We start from the raw sequence: 23,432 nt of genomic DNA on the forward strand, positions 1-23,432 counted from the left end.
CACTTAATAATTAAGATTTTTAATATATAATTTATTTATAATCAAAATTAGGGGGAATCGAAAATGAGACTATTTAAAATGATTTTAGTGGCTGGGGTTTCGGTAGCAGTATTGGCTGGTTGTGGTGCAAATGAGGATAAAGCAAACAATTCGGCGGCAACTTCTGCTCCGGCTACTGAGCAGACAGATGCGGTTACTACAGCCTCGATCGTAAATCAAGCAGATGCATTTACTAAGGCTGTAAGCAAAGATGGAAACTGGATTGTTGCTATTCTAAATGATGTAACAATTCCGGATGAGGTTGTTGTAGCTGGAGAATTCCGTAATAAAGGAGCCGCAGATGGCGACATCTACCGTAAGATTGCCCTTTATTCGCAAGATGCTGATCACAAGATCACTGCTACTTATACACTAACCGTACCCAAGTTCACAGTACAAAGTGAGAATTTGAAAGTTGAAGGCGGAACGATTAAAGGCGATGTTTATGTAGAAGCGAAAGGTTTTACTCTGCCTGAAACCGCAACGATTGATGGTAATCTTTACTTCACAAGCGAGGATCTGAAAGCATCTGCAAAGATTGATGGAAAAGTGACTGGAACAACAGAAGTTAAGTAATTACGTAATCATCTCATACAATAGAAGCTAATCCATAAACAATGGGTTGGCTTCTTTTTATGTTGATTTTATTCATATTGAACTTATAATATTACTACCACTACTAGGAGGAACACATATGTCTAAGGAGTATTCACGAACGTATATTGAGAGTGTAAAGCTTGAAATGCTAAATAGATTGGGATTGAAGCAAGTGTTTTTTAAGGAACAAATAGGTGATGGTCTGATTTTTGAAGCTGTAGGATTTGATAAAGGGAGCAAACATCGTTTTTGCGTTAGACCGAAGACGAAAACGATTGACGAATTCATTTCAGGAAAATGGATGAAGGTCCGTAGCTTTACAATCAAAAGTGTGGAAATTTAATGTTGAAATCTAGAAGGTAACCCCGTTAATATCGGAGTTGCCTTTTTTATTTTTGTGACTGATTTAATGATAATGTGAAGTATCGCCGTAAAGATCGACGCTTGTATGGTTTTCCGTTAGGGTTACTTTACATAAAGCTGTGGAGAGAATATCCGGTAGTCCCCCTAATTCCTGCAATGATTTTCCGAGGAAATGAGCCATAATAACTTTCAGAGTCATCCGATGAGTGACAACAAGCACCTCAAGCCCTACGTTGTCGCTTATGATACCCTCAATAGTCGGTATTACTCTTTGTTCAAGCCGACTATAGGTCTCGCCTGAGGGTAGAGGAATATATAGATCAGGACTTGTGAAGAAATGAGAGTATTGTAAAGGGTAATCCTGTTCGATCTGGACAGTGTTCATTCCTTCCCATATGCCCATGTTAATTTCCATTAAAGAAGCTTGCTGTTGAATGGGTAAACTTCTATTTCCTCGTAAAATTTGCGCAGTATGCAATGCTCTTGGACTAGTACTAGAATAGATTGCACCTAAATGTTCGCTTTCCAAACGTTCTCTCAACCATTCGGCTTGCTGCTCGCCCAACGCTGTTAGCTCTGAGTTTTGATGTCCTTGCATTCTTTTCTGCAAATTCCACTCGGTCTGCCCATGACGGGTTAAGAATAATACTGTCTCTTTCATTAACGAAACCTCCTTTATGAATAGTTGTAAGTATAAGATAAATAAATATAAATAAACAATATATAATAGTTAATATCCATAATGTATAGTTATAGTAAATGAGCCGAGGTCCGTTGAATAATAATTTTATTTTATAGAGTTAGGAAGATTTCACGATGAACTTTCATGTATTGAAATTATTTTACTGCGTTGCGATAACAGGTAGTGTAACTAAAGCCTCTGAACGTTTGCACATCAGTCAACCCGCTATTTCCGCGCAGATCCGTAAGTTTGAACGGGAAAATAACATTTTATTGTTAGAGGTTAAAGGTAAGAGGATGGTGCTCACACCGATTGGAAAAAGACTGATCGAACCCCTTGAGAAGTTTTTTGCTATGGGCGATCAAGTACAGCAAATCATTGAGGATTATCAGAAATTTCCCGAGGGGCATATTCGGATCGCAGGTAATTATCTGGCTACAAGTATGTTCATTCCCAGGTGGGCGTCATTATTTAAACAATCTTTTCCGGAAGTTAGAATTCAAATCACTACTACTAATTCTCACGAAGTATTGGAGCAATTAGATAACTTTGAAGCAGACGTGGCGATTTACAGTGATATGGAGTTTCCTTCGCATAATACAGGAGTATTCGATCATCGGGAGTTATACAAGGACGAGTATGTGTTCGTGGTTGCTTCTAATCACTCTTTTGCCCAGCAGCAGGTTAGCTTTGAAGAAGTTATATCTGAAGCATTTATTATGAGAGAAGAAGGCAGCGCAGCCAGGGAGAGACTTGTTCGATTGTGTGAAGAAAGAAAGGTACAACAGCCGAAGATCGAGCTTCAATTTAATGGAGTGAATGAGGTTATTCAAGCCGTGATTGCTGGGTATGGGATTAGTTTTGTATCCGCTTTGTTAGCTCAGCCTTATCTTGATCAGGGAACCTTAGCTAAGGTAGAAGTAGAAAATGTAGTTTCAAAGCATTCGATATGGATGGGATATAGAAAGAAGGAACTTCAGGAAAGCTATATTCAATCCTTTATTACGCTGGTCATGAAACAATTAAAAGAAGAGAATCATTTACTCACCAATCCAGCTCATACACCTTAATTATGATGTATAAGCTGAACTGAAATCATAGATGTGAATGTAATTGAAGTAACTCATTTTCACTATTGTCAGCTGCTTCTGATGATTTAAATTGAATGTTATATAATTGTGAGTAGAGCCCATTCATTTCTAATAAAGAGTCATGTGTGCCTTCCTCAACAATCGAACCCTGATCTAATACGATAATTCTAGAGGCTTCACGTATGGTGGATAGTCTATGTGCAATAACCAATGTAGTTCGATTCTTCATTAACAAATCAAGTGATTGCTGAATCATTCGCTCAGATTCGTTATCGAGTGCGGAAGTGGCTTCATCTAGAAGAAGGAGTGGAGCATCACGAAGAAAAGCTCTGGCAATGGCTATGCGTTGTCTTTGTCCACCAGATAAAGTCGATCCATGTTCACCTAGGACAGTTTCATAACCATTAGGCATCTTCGTAATAAACTCTTCTGCACCTGCGAGGCGAGCGGCTTCTCGGATATCCTCTTCGCTAGCTGTACTAGAACTGAAAGCGATATTGTCTCTTATAGTTCCTGAGAACAAATAAGGAGTTTGGGGAACATAGGTAATCATTGCACGTGCTTCTTCAAGCTGATCATGAACAGACTTTCCATAAACCGAAATGCTTCCTGCAGTAGGCTCATAAAGTCCATTACATAATCGAACGAGCGTCGTCTTCCCTGACCCACTTGGCCCGACAACAGCGATAGTCTCTCCATGTTGTATATGAATATTAAGCCCCTTAAATAGTGAAGCTGTATTATCATTTTTACTCGAATAGTTGTAGTGGACATCCTTTATTTGTAATGCAGCCACCTCTACAAAAGCTAATGGTGAAGAGCAGGATTCTGGTAAAGGATGATTAGCCCCTTCATCCGGTGTATCGAGTATTTCGAATACGCGGTCAGCCGCACCTAAAGCTTCCTGTACACCTCCCCATGTTTGTGACATATGGACAAAGGGCCATTGGACCCTACCCATCAGAATAATAAAAGCGAGAACTTCACCTGCTGATGTTCCGCCACTTAGCGCTGATAACGCAATTAAAGCGGCGCATGACACCATTACAAGATTGTTGATAAACGCGGAAGATTGCCATAAGAGACCATTCAAAAGTGATTTTCGCAGCTGCATTCTTCTTAACTTCTCACGTTCTAACGCATATTTGTTTAAGAGAGTTTCTTCAAGGGAAAAGGCTCTGACGACCTTCATTCCTTGAAGGGTTTCCTGTAAAACTCCTCGTAATTCCGCCTCTTTTGCATTTATTTGAGTAGATAATTTACGTAATCTGCGATCAAAGAATCGTCCAGAAAGAAAAACAAGAGGGCCTGATCCAAGAGCTAGCAAAGCGATCCAGACATCCATTTTGGCCAAATATAGAAAGGAAATGAAACACAGAAGAAGATTATAGCCTAAATCATATACAATGCTGTTTATCATCCCCATGGCCATGCTTGCATCCTTAGTGTTACGCGAAGTCAAATCACCCGAATGCATGGACTGAAGGTAACGGAAAGGAATTCGGTGACTTTTGTCAAACAGCTTCGCACGAATATCCCAAGCCATCCGACTCTGTAAGACGAAGCGGAAGTAATGCTGCAGCATAAGACAGCAGATAATGATGACACAAGCAATGGCACAGATTACAGTTACACGAGTTAATGCATCCATATTGGCGTTGTTGATCGTATCAATAAATACTTGCTGGATGGCTGCAAATCCTATGTCCATAACAAGCTTAGCAGTGAGCAGGAATACAGCGACAATAAACCCAATTCGATAAGGGCTAGCATAAGACATCAAACGACGCAGAGCATACCCAAGTTTAAGTGGTTTGGATTCTATCTCATTCATATCTCTTCCTCCTTGACCAGAGTAGAAATATTAACCTTTTTCATTGATGCCTCAACCATGTTGAAATACTGTCCTTTTAAAGCCATTAACTCCAAATGATTTCCAGCTTCAACAATAGAACCCGCTTCCATGTAATAAATGTGATCTGCATTTCTGATGGTGGATAATCTATGCGCGATAACAACCGTTGTACGATCATGCATAAGTTCTTGCAGGGCTTGCCTGATAATTTCCTCATTATGGCTATCAAGGGCAGCTGTTGGTTCATCAAGAAGGAGAAGCTTAGGCGCTCGGACAAACGCTCTGGCAATGGATAGCCGCTGCCGCTCGCCTCCAGATAATGTATGGCCTCGTTCTCCGATGGGAGTCTGATATTGTTGTGGGGTGCTCATTATAAATTCGTGTATCCCCGCACTTTTTGCTGCACGAATTATTTCTTCGTGGGTTGCATCAGGTCTTCCCCATGCAATATTTTCAAAGAGGGTTCCTGTGAAAAGATAGGGCTCTTGAGATACAAAGGCCAAATGATTACGCCAAGTCCGAGGAGGTATGCTGCTTAACGGCAACTCTCCAGACTGGATGATACCTTCATTAGGTTCATAGGTTGCGAGTATTAGTTGAAGAAGGGTGCTTTTTCCACTGCCGCTAGGGCCTGCAAAAGCGGTTACCTTACCTGGTTCTATGGTTAGATTAACGTTAGTTAGTACTTGATCATCACCATAAAAAAAACCAACATTCTTAAAAGTGATAGGGGATAAGCCACTAATTGCTTGGTGGATATTCTTCGGCATTACTTGATGAGAATCTTCTTTGTTAATTTCACGACTTTCGCCTTCTTCTTGTAAATCAAGAACCTCAAACAATCGCTTACCTTGCGCCAGCGAGGCTTGTAATTCAGTCCACAGATTAGCTAGCTTTGATACAGGATTTGTAATTTGCTCGAAACAAATAAGAAACGCTGCCACTGCACCCACATCCAATCTCCCTTGGATAACTAGGTATCCGCCATAGGAGAGAACATACAGCAATCCACCAAGGATAACGGCAAAGGGCATATTATAGCCGACTGCTTCTAAGCGTGAGACAGGTAAATGAATGTTGAAGTATTGCCTAACACGCTGTGTGAATTGATTGTGAAGCTTGGGAGCAAGGGAGAAGGCCCGAACAACCTCAGAACCCTGTACTGTATCTTGAATAAACATTTGCTGAGCAGTTTCAATTTGCTGTCTTTGCTCGTGCTTGGAACGTAGGCGGGAAGTGAAGGGAAGCATCACGAGTGGAACTAGCGAGCAAATTAATATAGTTCCCAAGGTTAAGGCATATTGAAGTGAGAGCAGATAAGTTAGCAGAAATGTTATTTGCATCAAATTACTGAATAGTTCGATAGTCTTCTGATTGATGCCTTGCTGAGCTGCAGGGGCAGAATCATTGATACGACTAATGAGATCGGCAGAATGATAACGGTCTAAATCTTTCATCTTTACGTTTAATAATCTACCTAGAAGAGATACCTGAAGCTTAGAGGTCGACTTGAACTCAAGTACACCTGATAAGTAAGTCAGTAAGAAGCTGGCTAAAGCATCTACAATAACGATTACTAGTGCAAAGATGGCGCCAGACATCAAAAAGGACATGTTCTGATTCGTAGCAGCGTTGATTATACGTCGTAAAGATTCGGCTATCCCTACAGTTGCTAGAGAAACGACGGCTGCTAAGAGACACAATATGAGGTACCAGCCTAAATAGGGTTTTCCAAGTTTGATTAAACGCATAAAAGTGTTAGAAACTACTTTGGATTTTTTAATGGAGTCTGCTTCTATGTTTGTAGATCCATTCAATGTAGACCCTCCCCACTATAGTTTGAATTTGCTGTGGTTCACTTAAAAGATGGAAGGCTCCTCATCCAACATGACTTTTGTGGTGGTGGCAAGTAATTCTCTCAATTTATCCATCCGAAGATGGTAATATAATCGATGATCCGTTCTTTTTAATTCGATAAGGTCTAAAAAGAATAAGAAGTTGGCATGATAAGTTACTGCCGCGGGCGTAATGCCAAGTGCTGATGCAATTTCTTGTCCATAGTGAGGGCGATTCCTTAAGAGCAGCAAGAAGTCTAAACGTCGTTTATCCGAGAATGCTTTTAAAAAAAGTTCGGTTTTCTCTCGATCAGCAGCAGGTCCAAATACATGATCATTAAAAATGCCGAATATAACCCATGCGATACGAGTACTTCCTGCGTATAAGGAAAGAACATGATTCCCAACTTGTGAGAAGAAGCTGACATGAAAAGTAGTGGGAACATCATAAACTGCAGGTTCATTTTTGTTGATATCACGAATGAATCTTTCAGGATTAGCTAGGAATAGTCCTTCATAACGCTGCGAGGCGTGTTCAGACTCTCTTCTTAACTCCACTTTCCAAAGTGAAAAGACATCCTTATAGAACTGGTTTAAGAGCTGCAAATAACGTAGCTTGGTTTCTTCTGGATAAGCAAGACACTCTAGCAATGGCCCCTGCGCTTCAATTACCTCAAGCTGTGGTTTTGTTCTTCCAACAAGCTCAGCCATTAAACGGGTATCCTTTTTGACGATTTCCCAATCGTTTCCGTTTAGGAGCTCATCTAATTTATCGTAATACACGCCATATACCATTTCAGCGACTACTTTTTCTGCAGGACTCTTTTCCAGTCGAGTGATCCAGGCTTCCGCAGTTTGTGGTTCTGAACACGTACAAATGGATTCATAGAAAGCAAAGTCGAGCGCTTTATGAAAAAAGTTGTACTGGAAAAAAAACTGAAGCTCTCGGTAGGTGTGAGGTGACAACTGTGACCGTGCATCTTCATGATAAGACAACGCTCGAGAGTCCATTTCTAACTTATAGTCCTCTGCTACCTTAAGCATTTGCTCTTCACAAGCGATCATTCCCATTGAAACAATGAATTCTAAAGCTTCGTTGTACGCAAATTTTATGTTCGATAGTAAGGTATCCTTCATGTTATCTTCCATCATGGCCTCCGATATTTCTTGATATAAAATTTAAATGTTGGGACAATACTAACAATATTTAATGAATACTTAATGTTAAAATAAACCATATATCTTCTTTTGTAAAGGAATATTTTACAATTCGTACTAACCTTGGGATTCAGTTGTCGGGCATCATTTTTCTTGGAATTAATTTCGGAAATTAATAATGCATTTATGGTAAACTATGGATGACGGTTGAGAAACTGATTGCTGCACCACTTAAACTGGTTGTAAAAGAATAAATAAACGGTTAAAGAAAAACACTGCATCCGCCAAATTGGTGAATGCAGTGTTTTTGGTATATAGAGGCTTATTTTTCTTCAATCACTCTATCCGGTAACTGTGTTACATAACTATCTGACAGATGGAGAAGCTCTAACGCGCGATCGAACTCATCCTCTGTAGTATGTTGCGTGTGGTTGCCATCACCAGATAAGGTATAATGCTGACCATCCTCGAAGCCACTGCCGGATAGGAAGAGCTCTTCGTTATTTACGAAAGAACCTGTCGGTAGATAATAACGCTGAGGGAGCAGGTTATAAGTTGATTGATTCAATAGATCCTGACCGAAATGAATATGGTCCGCAAGAGATACTCCAAGTAAATTAGATACTGTCGGCAAAATATCCACTTGTCCGCCTAGCTGTTCTTTTACACTTGGCGTTGTAATTCCCGTCGCGGATAGGATCAACGGAATATTAATTAATTCGCGCTCCGTATATTCATGACCAAGGATCTCCTTTAATAAGATGTGATCATTCTCTTTTAGAGAGAAGATAGGAAGTCCGCGGTGATCTCCATACAACGCTATCAAGCTGTTATCCCATACACCATTTTGTTTGAGTTCATCGATAAACAGTCCAAGTGCATAGTCAGCATAATTCTGAGCACGAATATAATCTCCGACTAACGTTCCTTCGAATCGTTCTGGAAGGGTCATTTTGTATTTATCCTCAGGGATCGAGAACGGATTATGAGCTGACATCGAAATTACATGTGAGTAGAAAGGCTGATTATTCAGATCCATTCTTGCAAGTTCTGCAGCTGTTTTCTCATACAATACTTCATCAGAAGCTCCATAAAATACAGTGTCCTCTTCACTAAAGTAAGACTTATCGTAATATCGATTAAATCCTAAAGCACTATAAAGCTCACCACGGTTCCAAAAGTCGACTGCATTCGTATGGAATGTTGCCGTATCATAACCTTGTGCTTGGAGTAGCTTAGGTAAGCTTGGAAGCTCTTTAGGCGCATACATTTGAGTGGCTGGACCATCAGGTGGAACGTAAAAAGAAGTATTTACAATAAACTCGGCGTCAGAAGTATTTCCTTGTCCAACTTGCTGGTAGAAACGCGGAAAGTAGTAGCTGCTAGCCGCAAGCTTGTTCATATTCGGTGTAATTTCTACTCCATCAATCTTAAGATTGATTAAGAAGTTCTGGAAAGATTCCATTTGAAGAATGATCAGATTCTTTCCTTTGGCGGCTCCAAATAAAACCGGATCAGAGGTAGCTTGAATCCCTTTGGTTGCATTAATCGCTGATTGGGTAATCTCAGAGACGTCAATTTGTTCTTCCTCTTGATTAGCTAGCAGAGAGTAAGCTTCATAATTAAGAATGCCCATTTGCTCCGCTTTAACTGTTTCGTTCATACTGGCTCGGTTAGGAAAAATATTCATTGCGCAAATGACGATGGAAATACAGAACAAGATCGCAACCGCTTTCCGGTTACTTTTACGCGACATGGCTTTTTTCCAATTAAGTGCCTTTTGTTTTCTAAACATGACCAAACCAATGACAATGATATCCACGAAAATAAGCATATATTGCGGACGCATGACCGAGAAAATACTTTTCTTAACGGCTCCGACTTGTTTAACCTGATCTAATACTTGCGAAGTAGCAATGATGCCAAAATGATTATGATATACAATGAGTGAGAAAAATAGTGTAGTGATCAACACATTGACTAGCATGTAGATGGCAATTTTTTGTTTGGTTGCGAACCATTCAATCAAGCAAAAGACTAGAAGCACAAAAGGGATTTCTTTAAGCCATGTGGTCCACGTAGGCCCGTCTTCAAATAGAAAATACCAGGCAAAGTAACTTTTTACTAGCATAATGAGAGAGAAAAATAATAGCGATCTTTTACTAAGTGTACGAGGTTCTTTAACCGGCATCTCTTATGCCCATCCTTTTCTTTTAGATTAGTTCATTCTATTACATTGAAGTGTTTAAAATCAACTAGATTGGGGTATGGAAGAGACTTATTTTCCTTAATATTACATTTAGGTGAATGAAGCCATACCTATTATAAATAAAAATATTTTTAAGGGAAATGAACTTTTTAAGGTACTCCTAACTCTTATAGGGGAGAGAGGTGAAGGTATGGATGTCGCTCGATGGGTGAAAAAAGCCAAAAAGGGAAATAAAGAAGCATTGCTTCAATTAATTATGTCTGAAAAAGATGTTTATTATAGGCTTGCGTTCAGCTATATGCGAAATGCTCATGATGCTATGGATGCCATGGAGGAAATGATCGTCACTGTATACGAAAAGATCGATCAGCTTAAGAAGGAAGAGGCTTTTTATAGCTGGAGTAAGACGATTTTGGTAAATGGCTGTAAAAAGCTACTTCATAAGCGAAACAAGCTGGTGTTGTTAGAGGATTGGAGTACAACTGAAGTGAGGGAATTAGGCCAAGCCGTGAATAGTGATCCTTACCACACAAGTGAGCAACAAATTGATATAAAGGCCTTATTATTACACATAAATGAGCATCAACGAGAGGCGATTCAGTTAAAATATTTTCATGATCTTGATTATCAAACGATAGCTGACATTACTGAGGTTTCAATCGGAACTGTTAAATCCAGAATATACCATGGGTTGCAAAAGCTAAAAGATCATTACAGAGGTGATGTTGATGAACAATAACATTGAGCAACGGTTAGCTGATGAGAAGACGCGCATGGAGTCCATTACCGCACCTGAAGAATTAGAAATGAGATTAAGAAATGCTTTGAATTCGGCTCCCGCAAAAAGATCGAAAAAAATAGCACCCATTTGGAAAATCGCAGCGGTTGTCTTATTGGTCACAGTGATTTCTGGACAAAACTACAATGCTTTTGCTTATTATGGCAAGCAGCTTTTTGGCTTTGATGAATTGCTTCAAGGCACAACTTTACAACAGTTAAATAATAAAGGTATGGGACAAAACGTCAACAAGAAGATTACGCTACTAGACGGGACGGATCTTACCATTAACGGAATTATGGCGGACGCCAATCAATTCATTATGTATTACACTTTAGCTAACCCAAATGGGCTAGATGACATGTCTGTGGACACTTTTAGACCCTCCCAAATAAGTGGTTTTTTAACTGATTCTAATGTAGTAAGTGGGACATCATTAATCAATGAAGATCATACGGAGATTAAAGGAACGATGTCGTTTGACAGCGTAAATCCATTTTCAAAAAAATTAACATTACACTTTTGGCAGCAGCTAGAAGAGAATGGTCAGATGAGCGAAGGAACAGTTACGTTCCCTTATAACCCTAATGAGGCCATGCAAACTCAGATTAAACAATCGATCAATAAGAAGATTAAAGTCGACAAAGGTACGATTACCTTCAAATCGATAACAGCTACACCAACAATGACTGTGATCAGAGGGAAATTAAATGTAGATAATTTTGATCGAGTGAATTTAGGATTACATGGCATACAATTATTGGCGAATGGAGCGCAGGTAGAAATCTTGGGTAGTGGTAATCAAACCTCGGTAGGTGGGAGAACATTTGATATTCGTTTTGACACATTGCCGAAGGATTTACACTCACTCCAGTTAGTTGTCAAAGAGTTTGCCGGATATCAAAAGCTCGAAGAAAAGTATCCCATGAGTTTTATTAGTAATAAGCCATTTACGCTAGGGGACAAAGAATTATGGATAAAGGAAGTATCCAAGACCTCCCAAGGCATTGAAGTAACGATCGCTACAGATGATGATGTAATGCTGGACGGTGTATCTATAGAAGCTAAGGGCGTTAGCACGCCATTAAAAACAACGATCAATCAAAAAGAGGTAAAGCAAGCGGACGGCAAACTGATGAAGGAACGTACCTTATTATTTGCTACACAAACGAAGCCTGAGTCACTACTTATAGAAGGAATGCATTACATGAAGGAATACAATAAGATGATTGAGATTCCTGTTAATTAAAAAGAGATGTAATATCCATTTTTTATAACATATGGTAATCTGTAAGAGTGTGGGAGGAGGAGGGCTAATGGATAATATAGGAGTTTATGAGGTGAGTCGTCCGTCATTAATGTCACTTCTGCTATCCATGATTTTTTCAAGTGGCATACTATTGACAAGCGTCATAAATAATACTAACAGCAAAATACTTTCATTTATTGGATATGCCTGGGTAATCTTTTGTCTGATTGTTGCAATCGTATTGCTCTATAGGATCATTACGATTAGAAGATTCATTGAAATCAAGATTCTTCCGGACTCAATAATTGTTGGAAATAAAGAAATTGAAGCAAACCGAATTGAAAATATTTATGTGAGGGGCTATTTCAAGTCCGTAATAGGGATTAAACCTGTCGATCATAAATTTGCTCCCTATAGATTATGTTTTAGTTTTCTTGACCGAGAATACAGGGGAATGAAAGAACTAACCACATGGGCTGAACGTAATCAAGTTAAACTGTCTCAAAAAAGATTTTTGAGATGGCTCTAATCAGGGGCTGTGACAATAAAGGAGGGGGAATAAAATAGAAGTTTATCAAGTAAGGCGCCCGTCGTTAATACCGCTGCTGGTAGGTATCAGTATGCTAATGGGTATTCAAGTATTTCAAATTTATAACCTGAACTATCGCTATACAGATAGCGACGATTTAGTGCTTTCTTGTTTACTTTATGGTCAGGCTATTCTTTGTCTGATTGTCGCAATTGTATTGATCTACAGAATATTTACGATTCAAAGGTTGGTTGAAATTCAAATTCATCCGGATGCTATATTAATAGAAGATCTAAGAATTGAAGCAAAGCGGATTAATAATATTTATATAAAAGGATATTTTAGTCCTGTAGTTGGGATTAGACCTAAAGTGAATAAATTTGTTCCATATACTTTATGTTTTAATTTTCTTACACAAAAAGATGAAGATGAAGTGATGAAACAGTTAAAAGCTTGGGCAGAACGAAATCAGATCGAAGTAAACTATAAAAATTTTTCGAGATGGCTATAAGCAGGCGTGATGGTAGCAAAGGGATGTTCCAAAAGCACATAACTTTCATTACATTTGTGCATTGATAAACAACGCAAAGAACGCTCAGATAATAATCCGGGATTCCCATCCTTTGAAGATATTTCTGATTGGGCGGCGAAGTTTGAACTGTACGAGGATTTCTTGAAAGCGGTATTTGGGACTTTATTTAGTGAAGAGCATTATAAACCGATGGTCGAGCCTACTGGTTTTAGAAAACATATTGCGGTACTACAATACATAGAGAAGGATGAGTTCTTCTATACGCTGACTTCTATACGACAATACAGTAATGCTAGTGTTATCACACTAAGTATGGATTGGGATATTACCACTGAACTATATATTAATAAGCCTAATCATTTTGAGCTACATATAGAGGAATCGTATGACTGTCGAATGACGAATGGCGGAAGTTCATCCGGACATGCAGCTTATAACTACGTAGTATCCCGGCCACTACCGGACGATATCTCCGGCATTAAATTAGTGTTCAAGGAATTTAGTGTACCGTTAAAGAACGATGGGACAGGCAATGGAATTGTTTTTAGGCTAGAATAACGATCTAAAGAATTTCAACAATAGATTCTAGCAGGAAGAGGTATGTTCTATGAATCAAATGATATGGCTAACTGGGCTATCGGGTTCAGGTAAATCAACACTTGCTGAGGAATTGAAAAATCACATTGAGAATTGCTACATTCTGGACGGAGATACACTGAGGAGGGGAATAAATCAGGATCTTCAATTCAGCGAAAAGGATCGATTGGAAGTAGGAAGAAGGATTGGTGAGATTGGGAAGATACTGCTTGATGCGAACCTGAATGTGATCGTCGCCTCGATCTCTCCATATCGCTCCACTCGTGACAAAGTCCGCACTTTGATCGGAGATTCGTTCATGGAAGTATATGTTCAATGCCCTTTGGTAGTGTGTGAGGAGAGAGATCCGAAAGGACTCTATAAACAAGCTAGATCCGGACAATTCAAGCATTTCACGGGTATTGACTCTCCTTATGAAGAACCTATACACCCGGATGTGATTGTGGCGACAGATAAGTTTTCTATAGATGAATGCGTGTCGAAGATTCTTCAGCACACATCAGCTACGTCATCCAGAGAGTAGCTGGAGGGGGCGTAAGGGATTTTCGCAAAGCTATCGAAATAAATTTGATAGAAAAGACGAGCGAACCAATCAACTGTTGCTCGTCTTTTTTTATGTCCTGTTGCCAGTAACACTGCTAGAAAATAGTTATGCTAATATCATTGTAAATGATAATCATTATCATATATGATGGAGGTATAAATCTCTCCAGATGGAGTGAAAGAGAAGGGGGAGAGCAAGACGGTGACATTGAATGATCAAGCTTTGCTATGGAATCAGGCATTCATCAAAATCATAGATGTACGACATACAAGAATGGAACAAGGCGAGGAGCTGCATGCGTACAGAATGCCCTCAAGCGCCTTCTTATATGTGACTAGAGGTAGTGCACAGCTCCAGTTGGACGGCATCGCACACCACGTTAGCCGGTTTTCATTGCTCCATGGGGGTAAGGGTTTCTACCTTGATATTACGGCAGATGAACTGCTGGAATACTATATTATCCTGTATAAAGCGGTGCTAGCACTACCATCCCGTCAAGAAACGATCAAGCTGATGGAGCAACACAATCCGTTTCAAATGCAATATGTGTTCAAGCCCCATTACCCGATCTCCGTCTTCCATCATGTCACCTCCATGCGCAAGGAGTGGCATCGTTCGAATCTATTGGATAAGCTTCAAGTTAAAGCGATATTTTATCAAATGGTTTATGAAATACTAGAACAGATGGAACGCCAGAACGTCATAGCCGTTAAGCCTGATTTGGTGGCCCAAGCGGTACGTTATATTCATGAGCACTATCAGGAGCCGATTACGCTTGAGATACTGCTTGAACACCTTAGTTGCAGCTCTAGACAACTGCTGCGCGCCTTTAAGAAGCAAGTAAGAACAAGCCCGATCGATTATTTGATTCAATTACGGATGAGCAAAGCTAAGCAGTTGCTTCTTTCTACAGATTTCACTCTGAAGGAAATTGCCGAGAGTGTAGGCTATACCGATAGCTATTATTTCAGCCGTATCTTCAAGAAATACGAGGGTGTTTCTCCCACTAGCTTTAAAGAAGCTGCGTTGCAACAGGAGCAACGTCGAAATAATCCATCCGTTGTGTTCAGATCTCCCATTGTTGTTAAAAGGCAGCAACGTTATATTGGTAATGAGTTTGAGAATCATTATCAATATAAAAGAGAAGGGGAATTACCGATGTATCGTAAGTCAAAAACAACAATGGCAGCAACCTTATTATTTTGTTTCGCTCTCTTTCTGAGCGCATGCTCGACAGGGGGAACGAATGTCACACCGACAAACAGTAGTACGTCTACTAGTAATGTAGCAACTTCTGCAAGTCCTGCTGCAAGCGCATCGACAGATGTAAGCAATGACACAAGAGTGATTAAGCATGCGATGGGGGAAGAAACGCTCTCCGGCACCCCTGAACGTGTTGTCATATTGACCAATGAAGGAACAGAGGCACTATTGGCACTGGGCATCAAACCGGTCGGAGCTGTTCAGTCTTGGATTGGCGACCCTTGGTACGACCATATCAAGAACGACATGGAAGGCGTCACTGTTGTGGGAGACGAGCTTCAGCCGAATATTGAATTGATCGCGAGCCTCAAGCCGGATCTGATTATCGGTAATAAGGTCAGACAAGAGAAAATCTATGACCAATTAAAGCAGATAGCTCCGACGATATTCTCCGATGATCTGGCGGGAGATTGGAAAATCAATTTCAAGCTATACTCCGAAGCTTTGAACAAGCAGGACGAAGGAGTGCAAGCGATGGCGGACTTCGATAAACGTGTTGCGGAAGTCAAAGCGAAGCTCGGTAGCAAAGCAGACACGAAAGTATCTGTGGTCCGCTTCTCCGCGAAACAAGTGCGCATTTATCAGAAACAAACGTTCTCCGGCGTGCTCTTGAGTCAGTTAGGAATTGCACGGCCGGAGTCGCAGGATAAAGACTCCTTTATCGAAGTTATGACCAAAGAGACGATCCCTAGTATGGACGGCGATGTGCTCTTCTACTTCGTGTCGGAGACTCCGGGCAAGGACGATGCATCGAAGGTCGTGGAGGAATGGAAAAAAGATCCTTTGTTCCAAAATTTGAACGTTGTTAAGAACAACAAGGTGATTCAAGTCGATGAAGCGATCTGGAACTCGGCAGGTGGATATGAAGCAGCCAATCTGCTGCTGGACGAACTCGTTAAATACTTTGATGTGAAATAATAAAGGCGTATCGAATCAACAAGCTGACGCTGTATTCGCGTCAGCTTGTTGACGATTCTAGGACTGTCAATGAATAGGAGGCTCGGTGCGGACGTGAATGGTTCTTTCCTAAGCAAGAGAAAGCTCGTCGGCCTAGTTGTCGGCGCGATTCTGCTACTAATTAGTATGTTATGCAGTGTATTGTATGGTCTTCATCACTTCGGGTTGAAAGATCTATGGCTGGCTTATAGTCAATTCAACGGTTCCAACGAACATCTTATTCTGACGAGGGTTCGTGTTCCCCGAACCCTGATTGCGGCACTGGTGGGGGCAAGTTTAGCTGTAGCCGGGGCGATTATGCAGGTTCTGACAAGAAATCCGTTGGCTTCGCCCTCTGTCTTCGGTGTAAATGCGGGCGCTGTGCTATTTATTGTCATCGGGCTACTTGCATTCGGCTCCTCGTTAACGATGAGCGGTATGGTCTGGCTTGCTTTCGCAGGTGCGGTCGCAACATCGGTGGTCGTCTATATGCTTGGCTTGCAAGGAGGGGGATTCGAGCCGGTAAAGCTAACCTTGGCCGGCGCTTGCATGGCAGCTTTCGCTTCCTCTATTACTTCCGGCATTATTCTTATAAATAAGCAGTCATTGGAATCTGCCCTATTCTGGATGATAGGCTCTGTGGAAGGAAGAAATCTGGAGCATTTGCTGATGGTACTACCTTACATGGCAATAGGAATGACGATCTCACTACTACTCTCGGGCTCATTAAATATTATGGCGATTGGAGACGATAGTGCGAAGAGCTTGGGACAGCGTCTGACGCTGGTCCGCGTGCTGTCGACTACGGCAATTGTACTATTAGCGGGAAGCTCGGTAGCAGCCGCTGGTCCGATTGCTTTCATCGGACTTATTGTCCCTCACTTATGCAGATACATCGTTGGGCATGATTTCAGATGGCTGCTTCCTTATACCGCATTAGTCGGCGCGATCCTTTTGGTGACTGCGGATTTAGCATCGCGTTTTATTCTGGAAGCTAAAGAAGTTCCGGTTGGCGTCGCAACGGCGATTATTGGAGTTCCCTTTCTGATCCATGTGGCAAGGAGGAAACAGCATGCTTAAACCGCGTAGAGCGAAGTATACGATCTTGTTGTTTATAGGTTTAACTTGTGTCGTTGCTGCCTTGTCGCTGCTTAGTTTATCAGTTGGGGGAGTTAGCGTTCCGTTAAAGGAGGTATTTGCTTCACTTACCGGGCGAAACGCGGAAGCCAGCAATCTGATCATCATGCAGTTCCGTCTACCTCGAATAACAGCCGCTATTCTTATTGGTGCAGCATTGGCTGTAGCCGGTGCGCTATTACAGGGCGTCATTCGCAATCCGCTCGCTTCACCCGATCTTCTGGGTGTAACCGGGGGGGCGTCGGTAGCTGTGGTTGCCTTTATGACTTTTGTGACCGGTTACAGTATCCACTGGGTACCGTTCATTGCCATCGGTGGCGCTTTGGTTGCGACCACCATTAATTATGTATTTGCTTGGAACAAAGGTGTATCGCCGTTTCGGCTGGTGCTGATCGGCATTGGCATTTCTACCGCTATGGGTGCGCTCACTACGTTCCTGCTAATTAGCGGGCCTGCATATTTGGCCGCTCAAGTGCTGAATTGGATGACGGGAAGCATCTACGGCACCAATTGGAGTTATATTGAAGTGCTGTGGCCGTGGGTAGCGATATTCATTCCTTTATCGCTGCTGCTCGCGAAGGAATTAAATGTGCAATCCTTAGGTGAGGATGTCGCTCGCGGGCTTGGAAGCAGGCTTCAGCTAAGCCGGATGATTCTCTTGTTTTATAGCGTTGCACTTGCCGGCGCTGCAGTTGGGGTAGCCGGGACGATATCGTTCATCGGATTGATGGCACCGCATATCGCCAGAATGCTTGTCGGAAATTCTTACAAGCTGATCATCCCCGTATCCGCGTTTATAGGCGCGGTCATTCTACTGTTGGCGGATTTGGCAGGAAGAATGCTTTTTCAGCCGCTAGATGTTCCGGCAGGCGTATTCACAGCAGGCATTGGAGCTCCTTTTTTCATGTATCTGCTGTTTAAGCGCAAGAAGATTTAGATCTCCTTTCGAGGGGATTGAGAACAGAGAGAGGCAAAGAATGACTCAGGCATTGGAGCTTTTTGACGTAACCATAATCGGTGGAGGGCCTGCGGGCTTGTATGCTGCCTTTTACAGTGGAATGCGCGATATGAAGACGAAGCTGATTGAGGCGAGAGAGGAGCTCGGAGGAAGGACGTTAATGTATCCGGAGAAGATCGTCTGGGATGTCGGGGGCATGGCTCCTGCTCGTGCCGCTCAACTGACAAAGCTCATGATCCAGCAAGCTCAAACCTTTGATCCGACCATTGTGCTAGGTCAACAAATTACCGGGTTGGAGAGATTGGCTGATGGCACGATGCGCATAACGTCTGCAACCGGAGAGCAGCATTGGAGTCGGACGCTGATTTTAGCCGTAGGCCATGGCGCACTGAAGCTTGCTAAACTTAACCTGCCCGGAGCGGAGAATTACGAAAAGGAAAATCTCCATTACACAATTACGGAATTGGCAGGCTTTCGCGATAAAAGAGTGTTAATCTCCGGAGGCGGGGATTCAGCTGTCGATTGGGCTAATGAACTAGTGGGAATCGCTTCATCGGTTACGCTTGTGCACCGCCGGGACCACTTTAATGGTCTAGAGCGGAATGTGAGGCAGATGAAGGCATCGGGCGTTCATGTTCTTGCACCATATGCCATTACGGATTTATACGGGAATGGCAGTCGCCTTGATGCTGTTTCAATCACTCCATTAAATGCGGACGGGGAATGGGCGGACGAGACAGAACAGGAGCGTATCGCGGTGGACGCCGTCTTGATTAATCATGGGCTACGCGGGGATCTAGGTCCTATTATAGATTGGGGATTAGCGAGAGAGGATTGGAATTTTAATGCAGATGAGAAGCTGGCAACTAATCTTCCGGGTGTGTTCGTGGCTGGAGATACGGCAAATTACGGCAGCAAGCTGTATCTTATTGCTGGAGCTTTTACGGACGCGGCTTTAGCCGTGAATAGTGCAATGCTGTATATCAAGCCGGATGCGCCAACAAGAGCGCAGGTTTCTTCGCATAACAGTAAGTTTGATGAGAAGAACAGGGCGTTCGATCTTGTAGAGGGACGAAGCTGAAGGAAGGGATTTATACTATTTTCCTTATAGTTTAAGCTTGTAGAATCTGCTAATGTCTATGTATCTCTACCTGTCTATCCTTCTAATTAATGATCGGAGGTGCTATACATGAACGCATTAAAAAATAAAATAGCAATCGTTACTGGTGCCAGCAGATCCACAGGAATCGGTACAGCAATATGCCGTTCTCTTGCAAGCCAGGGGGTAGATATTTTCTTTACGCATTGGCATCCTTTTGATGAAGCAGAAGGGAATGGTGGAGAAAAGGAATGGCCAGAGCAACTTTGTGCAGAACTGAAAAGCATGGGAGTCAGGGCAAGTCATATGGAAGCGGATTTTGCCAATCCTGAAATCTCGATAAATATTATGGATCAGGTAGAAGAGTCATTAGGAAATGCTTCGATTTTGATTAACAATGCGGCTTATTGCGTGCCCACGAATTATCAGAATCTGAGTATCACTTCGTTAGATCAACACTATGTAGTGAACAATCGTGGAACGGTTTTACTCAGCACTGAGTTTGCCAGAAGGTTTGAAAAGAATCATTCAAAGGGGACGGCGGGTAGAATTATCTTCATGGTGTCAAAAGGGCCCGATCCTGATAACTTGGCGTATATAATGACAAAGGGTGCATTAATTGGTTTGATCGAACCTCTTTCGGTTGGTTTAGCTCCGCTAAATATCACAGTTAATGGTTTTGATCCGGGCCCTACGGATTCTGGTTGGATAACGGATGAGATGAAAACTCATTTTTTGCCTATGTTTCCAATGGGAAGAATCGGCTTGCCAGAAGATGCAGCTAAAGGAATTAGTTTCTTAGCGAGTGATGATTCACAGTGGATTACGGGTCAAGTGATAAAATCTGAGGGTGGATTTCTTGGGAAATAATAAATAATTATTTGGAATGAGTGAAATGAATGATTCCCAATGTAAGGTTGGCAACGATAAGCGATGCAGAGGCGTTGTCTAAACTGAATTTTGAGTTCAATGGTGGAGACAAGCGTCCAGTATCAGAAATCATCAAGTGCTTAAATAGCAATAATGAATGTGTTGCAGTGGCAACCTTAATGAACGAAGTGATTGGCTTTGGATGTGCTCAAAGTTTCAAATCATTTTGTTATAATGAAGCTTACGGTGAAATTACTGAAATGTATGTTAAAAAATCTGCTCGAAGGAACGGTGTTGCTACTTCTCTGATTTCTTTTCTGGAAAATCAACTCCATTCACGTGGAGTCAAATCAATTAAGATTTTGACAGGAAGAGATAACAACTCAGCCATTAAAGTGTATGAACTAAGCGGGTATGTAATGGATGATGAAGTAATGCTAATGAAAGAGCTTGAATAATGAACAAAGATAAACCGCTACTTCAAGATGCAAGTAACGGTTTATACTTGTTATCTATATTCTAACAGCTCTATTACATTGCCAAATGGATCTACAATGGCGCTGTAGATGCCTGGAGGACACTCGCGAGGTTCATCGTACAGCACTTCGATACCAAGCTGCTTATATTGCTGAATGGAAGCAGCTAGATCCTCGACTTGGAGTCCAATCACAACTTGTGATTCTCTCGGATACTGAACTTTAGTAGAGAACTCCACTTGACAGAGCACAACCGTGATAGGTTCATGTTTCAAGCTAACAAGGGAATCATCATATTGGGTGGAGATTTCAAATCCTAATTTATTACAATAAAAATCAATAGCAACAGTCATATCTGCTATGTTAATAGAAATAACGCTGATATTAGGCATACAATTATACCTCCAATAGGTTAGAATATGTGCACAATCAAGAGATAAGATCATTTATTGACAGCACAACATTCCTTGACCAGCCTCTAACTTGCTTTTAAGACTTGAAAGCATCTGCGTCCAAGCTTGCTCATGCCAGCTTTTAGCGGTTTGTGACGGTTCAGCTTCTGTCCAACCCGAATGAAATATCGTAACAAGTGTACCATCGGAAAGAGCTTTCAAATTTAGCTCAACCTGTGTTAGATTTGCGGGATTATTCATTACTTCAGCAAACGGATCAGGACCTTTCCATTCAAAGACGAGTGTATGCGGTGCTTCTATCCGAATTATTTTACAGCCGGCGGTACTCATCGATTGATTGTTGCTTGGATCGAAGTAAAGTTCGTATTTCCCGCCTTCCTTCAAATCGACTAATACTTCTGGTGCAAACCATTCCGATAGACGATCCGCTTCAGTCCATGCCTTCCATACCAATTCTAGATTACTGTTAACGACGATTTGTGATACTAGACTCATCTGATCACCTCTTATCAGGAAGATTATTGTCAATTTGATTAAGTATATGGGATTATTCAGCTTATAAAGTCTTCTAGTTTGCTCTCTTTCGGTTAAATTTCTCAAACAATAGTAGCGGCAAACTAACGACGATTGGTGGATCATACGGGAGCGGATCTCTTAAGAGGATCTGTACGTGCAACTTCGTTGAAATATTCACTTCAATAGGTTCATCAAATTTTCCTCGTAAACATGTATCTAACTTAAAATAGTCAACAGGATTACGACTCCAGGGAATACCTGCTGCAAGTATGTAATACGTACCAGGTGAGATATCAGTAAATATGCATTCGCGATTGCGCATATTGAGCGCAGTGCCGACGATGGGTTTCTGATCAGGAATGGGTCGTGGAAATAGCCCTACAAATAATAGACCGCGAAAATCCGGAGGTGTCTCTAGCTTACAATGAATGCACATTCGTGGTGAGGATGGCAGTGTATCAGATGTTAAGGGTTTGTGTTCATACTGATTCATATGGGAGGCTAATTCAGAAGAGGTGGCTGCAAACTTTTTAGGTGATAGTCCAACGAATTGCTTGAATCGATGATGGAAGGAGCCGGCACTTCGGAAGCCTATCGAAAGCATAATCTTCATTAGCAATGAAGGCTGTTTCAGTAGCGCCTGTTTACCCGATTCCATTCGCAAGGCGGATAAGTATTGGCGTGGTGAAATTCCTGTGACCTGCTTAAAAATTCTAGTGAAGTGATAGGAACTGTAACCAACCCGATGAGCAAGTTGCTCTGAAGTTACTTCTTCATCAAGATGGTCTTTCATGTATTGAATAGCTAGCTCCGTCGCGTGGATATAGCTATGATGTGGTAGATGAGTAGGCTTTACGATAACCATCTCCTTCATTAACATTGGGAGTGCATAGTGGGTAATATTAAAAAATCTTATATATGTAGTATTTTAGGTTTTATTTGAACGCAGTACAATGCGTAGTTGAAAATATGTAATAAGGAAAGCTCGAGGTGAGGTATGGACAGAATAGCGAATATTAGAACAGAAGAGAAGAAATATCATGACATGTGTTACGATAGTTACAATTTGTTTGAGCCAGGCTCCTGGCTACACAGACCCGTAAAGACGGTAATCGATCTTTTAGAAGAATACAGAGATCAAGAATACTTAAGTGTATTAGATTTAGGAGCTGGGATTGGTAGGAATAGTATACCCATTGCGGAATCCATGAAAAATAGAAATGGGAAGGTAGTTTGTGTTGATTTATTGGAGTCGGCGATTGAAAAATTGGAAGGTTATAGTCGGAAATTTGGAGTCGAACCATTTATTGTGACAAGATTATCTGACATTGAACATTTCATTATCGATCAAGGGGAATATGAAATTATCTTAGCAGTGTCAGCCTTGGAACATGTAAGTTCCGAAAAAGCACTCGAAAAAAAACTTAGTGAAATGATTTCTGGAACAAAAACAAATGGGACCAATTGTATTATTATCGGATCGAACATACAAGAGGTAAACCTTGAAAATGGACAAGAACTAGACCCGATGTTTGAAGTGAATATATCTAGAGAAAGAATGATGGAATTATTAGATCATCAGTACACTGGATGGGAAGTTAAACAAAGATTTGTAAAACAATTAGAATTTGAAATTGATAGAAAAGGACAACCCGTAAAACTGACAACAGATTGTATAACCTTTGTAGCTAAGAAAGTATAATAAA

Annotated in this window: 24 protein-coding genes; 16 read left to right on the forward strand and 8 right to left on the reverse strand. The window is 41.3% G+C overall.

Translation table 11 applies throughout. The features are described 5' to 3' along the window. The first annotated feature begins 63 nt into the window (after nt 1–63). Both NSS67_RS13595 and NSS67_RS13600 read left to right on the forward strand, forming a co-directional pair. A complete protein-coding gene (locus NSS67_RS13595; RefSeq protein ID WP_339320027.1) occupies nt 64–615 on the forward strand; it encodes a polymer-forming cytoskeletal protein in 552 nt (183 codons plus the stop codon). 118 nt (nt 616–733) lie between these two features. Next, nucleotides 734–979: a hypothetical protein gene (locus NSS67_RS13600; RefSeq protein ID WP_042189863.1), complete on the forward strand. Its 246-nt coding sequence runs from the start codon at nt 734–736 to the stop codon at nt 977–979. A 63-nt stretch (nt 980–1,042) separates the two neighbouring features. On the opposite strand, the gene NSS67_RS13605 is transcribed toward NSS67_RS13600, so the two are convergent. Further along, nucleotides 1,043–1,660 carry a histidine phosphatase family protein gene (locus NSS67_RS13605; protein ID WP_339320028.1) on the reverse strand — a complete coding sequence of 206 codons (618 nt, stop codon included), beginning with the start codon at nt 1,658–1,660 and terminating at the stop codon, nt 1,043–1,045. A 155-nt stretch (nt 1,661–1,815) separates the two neighbouring features. Between NSS67_RS13605 and NSS67_RS13610 the strand changes: the two genes are divergently transcribed. Further along, the gene (locus tag NSS67_RS13610; protein ID WP_339320029.1) at nt 1,816–2,751 is read left to right on the forward strand and encodes a LysR family transcriptional regulator; all 936 of its coding nucleotides are present in this window, start codon (nt 1,816–1,818) and stop codon (nt 2,749–2,751) included. A 25-nt stretch (nt 2,752–2,776) separates the two neighbouring features. On the opposite strand, the gene NSS67_RS13615 is transcribed toward NSS67_RS13610, so the two are convergent. From NSS67_RS13615 to NSS67_RS13630, 4 genes are all read right to left on the reverse strand, one after another. Continuing rightward, a complete protein-coding gene (locus tag NSS67_RS13615) occupies nt 2,777–4,606 on the reverse strand; it encodes an ABC transporter ATP-binding protein (RefSeq protein WP_339320030.1) in 1,830 nt (609 codons plus the stop codon). Next, nucleotides 4,603–6,444, reverse strand: a complete 1,842-nt coding sequence (locus tag NSS67_RS13620; RefSeq protein WP_339320031.1) for an ABC transporter ATP-binding protein — start codon at nt 6,442–6,444, stop codon at nt 4,603–4,605. Before NSS67_RS13620 ends, NSS67_RS13615 begins: the two co-directional genes overlap by 4 nt. A 42-nt stretch (nt 6,445–6,486) precedes the next feature. After that, on the reverse strand, nt 6,487–7,614 hold the full coding sequence (locus NSS67_RS13625) for a helix-turn-helix domain-containing protein (protein WP_339320032.1): 1,128 nt from the start codon (nt 7,612–7,614) through the stop codon (nt 6,487–6,489). Nucleotides 7,615–7,942: 328 nt separating this feature from the next. Beyond that, a complete protein-coding gene (locus NSS67_RS13630; RefSeq protein WP_339320033.1) occupies nt 7,943–9,811 on the reverse strand; it encodes an LTA synthase family protein in 1,869 nt (622 codons plus the stop codon). Nucleotides 9,812–10,019: 208 nt separating this feature from the next. Between NSS67_RS13630 and NSS67_RS13635 the strand changes: the two genes are divergently transcribed. From NSS67_RS13635 to NSS67_RS13690, 12 genes are all read left to right on the forward strand, one after another. Next, nucleotides 10,020–10,568 (forward strand): sigma-70 family RNA polymerase sigma factor, encoded by a 549-nt coding sequence (locus NSS67_RS13635; RefSeq protein WP_339320592.1) that lies wholly within the window; start codon nt 10,020–10,022, stop codon nt 10,566–10,568. Next, nucleotides 10,558–11,856 carry a DUF4179 domain-containing protein gene (locus tag NSS67_RS13640; RefSeq protein ID WP_339320034.1) on the forward strand — a complete coding sequence of 433 codons (1,299 nt, stop codon included), beginning with the start codon at nt 10,558–10,560 and terminating at the stop codon, nt 11,854–11,856. Before NSS67_RS13635 ends, NSS67_RS13640 begins: the two co-directional genes overlap by 11 nt. 67 nt (nt 11,857–11,923) lie before the next feature. Then, nucleotides 11,924–12,385 (forward strand): hypothetical protein, encoded by a 462-nt coding sequence (locus NSS67_RS13645; protein ID WP_339320035.1) that lies wholly within the window; start codon nt 11,924–11,926, stop codon nt 12,383–12,385. Between the two features lie 97 nt (nt 12,386–12,482). Continuing rightward, complete coding sequence (locus NSS67_RS13650; RefSeq protein ID WP_339320036.1) at nt 12,483–12,896, forward strand: hypothetical protein; 414 nt, start codon at nt 12,483–12,485, stop codon at nt 12,894–12,896. Nucleotides 12,897–12,950: 54 nt separating this feature from the next. Continuing rightward, nucleotides 12,951–13,475: a hypothetical protein gene (locus NSS67_RS13655; protein WP_339320037.1), complete on the forward strand. Its 525-nt coding sequence runs from the start codon at nt 12,951–12,953 to the stop codon at nt 13,473–13,475. A gap of 49 nt (nt 13,476–13,524) precedes the next feature. Further along, the gene (cysC, locus tag NSS67_RS13660) at nt 13,525–14,037 is read left to right on the forward strand and encodes an adenylyl-sulfate kinase (RefSeq protein WP_339320038.1); all 513 of its coding nucleotides are present in this window, start codon (nt 13,525–13,527) and stop codon (nt 14,035–14,037) included. Nucleotides 14,038–14,232: 195 nt separating this feature from the next. Then, nucleotides 14,233–16,239 carry an AraC family transcriptional regulator gene (locus NSS67_RS13665; RefSeq protein ID WP_339320039.1) on the forward strand — a complete coding sequence of 669 codons (2,007 nt, stop codon included), beginning with the start codon at nt 14,233–14,235 and terminating at the stop codon, nt 16,237–16,239. Nucleotides 16,240–16,332: 93 nt separating this feature from the next. Beyond that, nucleotides 16,333–17,337, forward strand: a complete 1,005-nt coding sequence (locus tag NSS67_RS13670; RefSeq protein WP_339320040.1) for an iron ABC transporter permease — start codon at nt 16,333–16,335, stop codon at nt 17,335–17,337. Then, nucleotides 17,330–18,331, forward strand: coding sequence for an iron ABC transporter permease (locus NSS67_RS13675; RefSeq protein ID WP_339320041.1), 1,002 nt, complete (start codon nt 17,330–17,332; stop codon nt 18,329–18,331). Before NSS67_RS13670 ends, NSS67_RS13675 begins: the two co-directional genes overlap by 8 nt. Before the next feature lie 40 nt (nt 18,332–18,371). Continuing rightward, complete coding sequence (locus tag NSS67_RS13680) at nt 18,372–19,433, forward strand: NAD(P)/FAD-dependent oxidoreductase (RefSeq protein WP_339320042.1); 1,062 nt, start codon at nt 18,372–18,374, stop codon at nt 19,431–19,433. 108 nt (nt 19,434–19,541) lie between these two features. Then, the gene (locus NSS67_RS13685) at nt 19,542–20,321 is read left to right on the forward strand and encodes an SDR family oxidoreductase (RefSeq protein ID WP_339320043.1); all 780 of its coding nucleotides are present in this window, start codon (nt 19,542–19,544) and stop codon (nt 20,319–20,321) included. Between the two features lie 47 nt (nt 20,322–20,368). Continuing rightward, entirely contained in the window at nt 20,369–20,779 is a 411-nt protein-coding gene (locus tag NSS67_RS13690; RefSeq protein WP_339320044.1) for a GNAT family N-acetyltransferase, read from the forward strand. Between the two features lie 50 nt (nt 20,780–20,829). Here the strand turns inward: NSS67_RS13690 and NSS67_RS13695 are convergent, their stop codons facing one another. From NSS67_RS13695 to NSS67_RS13705, 3 genes are all read right to left on the reverse strand, one after another. After that, entirely contained in the window at nt 20,830–21,189 is a 360-nt protein-coding gene (locus NSS67_RS13695; protein WP_339320045.1) for a VOC family protein, read from the reverse strand. A 54-nt stretch (nt 21,190–21,243) separates the two neighbouring features. Beyond that, on the reverse strand, nt 21,244–21,705 hold the full coding sequence (locus NSS67_RS13700) for an SRPBCC domain-containing protein (RefSeq protein ID WP_339320046.1): 462 nt from the start codon (nt 21,703–21,705) through the stop codon (nt 21,244–21,246). A 73-nt stretch (nt 21,706–21,778) separates the two neighbouring features. Beyond that, nucleotides 21,779–22,606, reverse strand: a complete 828-nt coding sequence (locus NSS67_RS13705) for an AraC family transcriptional regulator (protein ID WP_339320047.1) — start codon at nt 22,604–22,606, stop codon at nt 21,779–21,781. Between the two features lie 117 nt (nt 22,607–22,723). On the opposite strand from NSS67_RS13705, the gene NSS67_RS13710 reads away from it, so the two are divergent. After that, complete coding sequence (locus NSS67_RS13710; RefSeq protein WP_339320048.1) at nt 22,724–23,428, forward strand: class I SAM-dependent methyltransferase; 705 nt, start codon at nt 22,724–22,726, stop codon at nt 23,426–23,428. Nucleotides 23,429–23,432 lie beyond the last annotated feature (4 nt).

The organism is Paenibacillus sp. FSL R10-2734 (assembly GCF_037963865.1).
In the GTDB taxonomy this organism is placed as follows: Bacteria; Bacillota; Bacilli; order Paenibacillales; family Paenibacillaceae; genus Paenibacillus_AQ.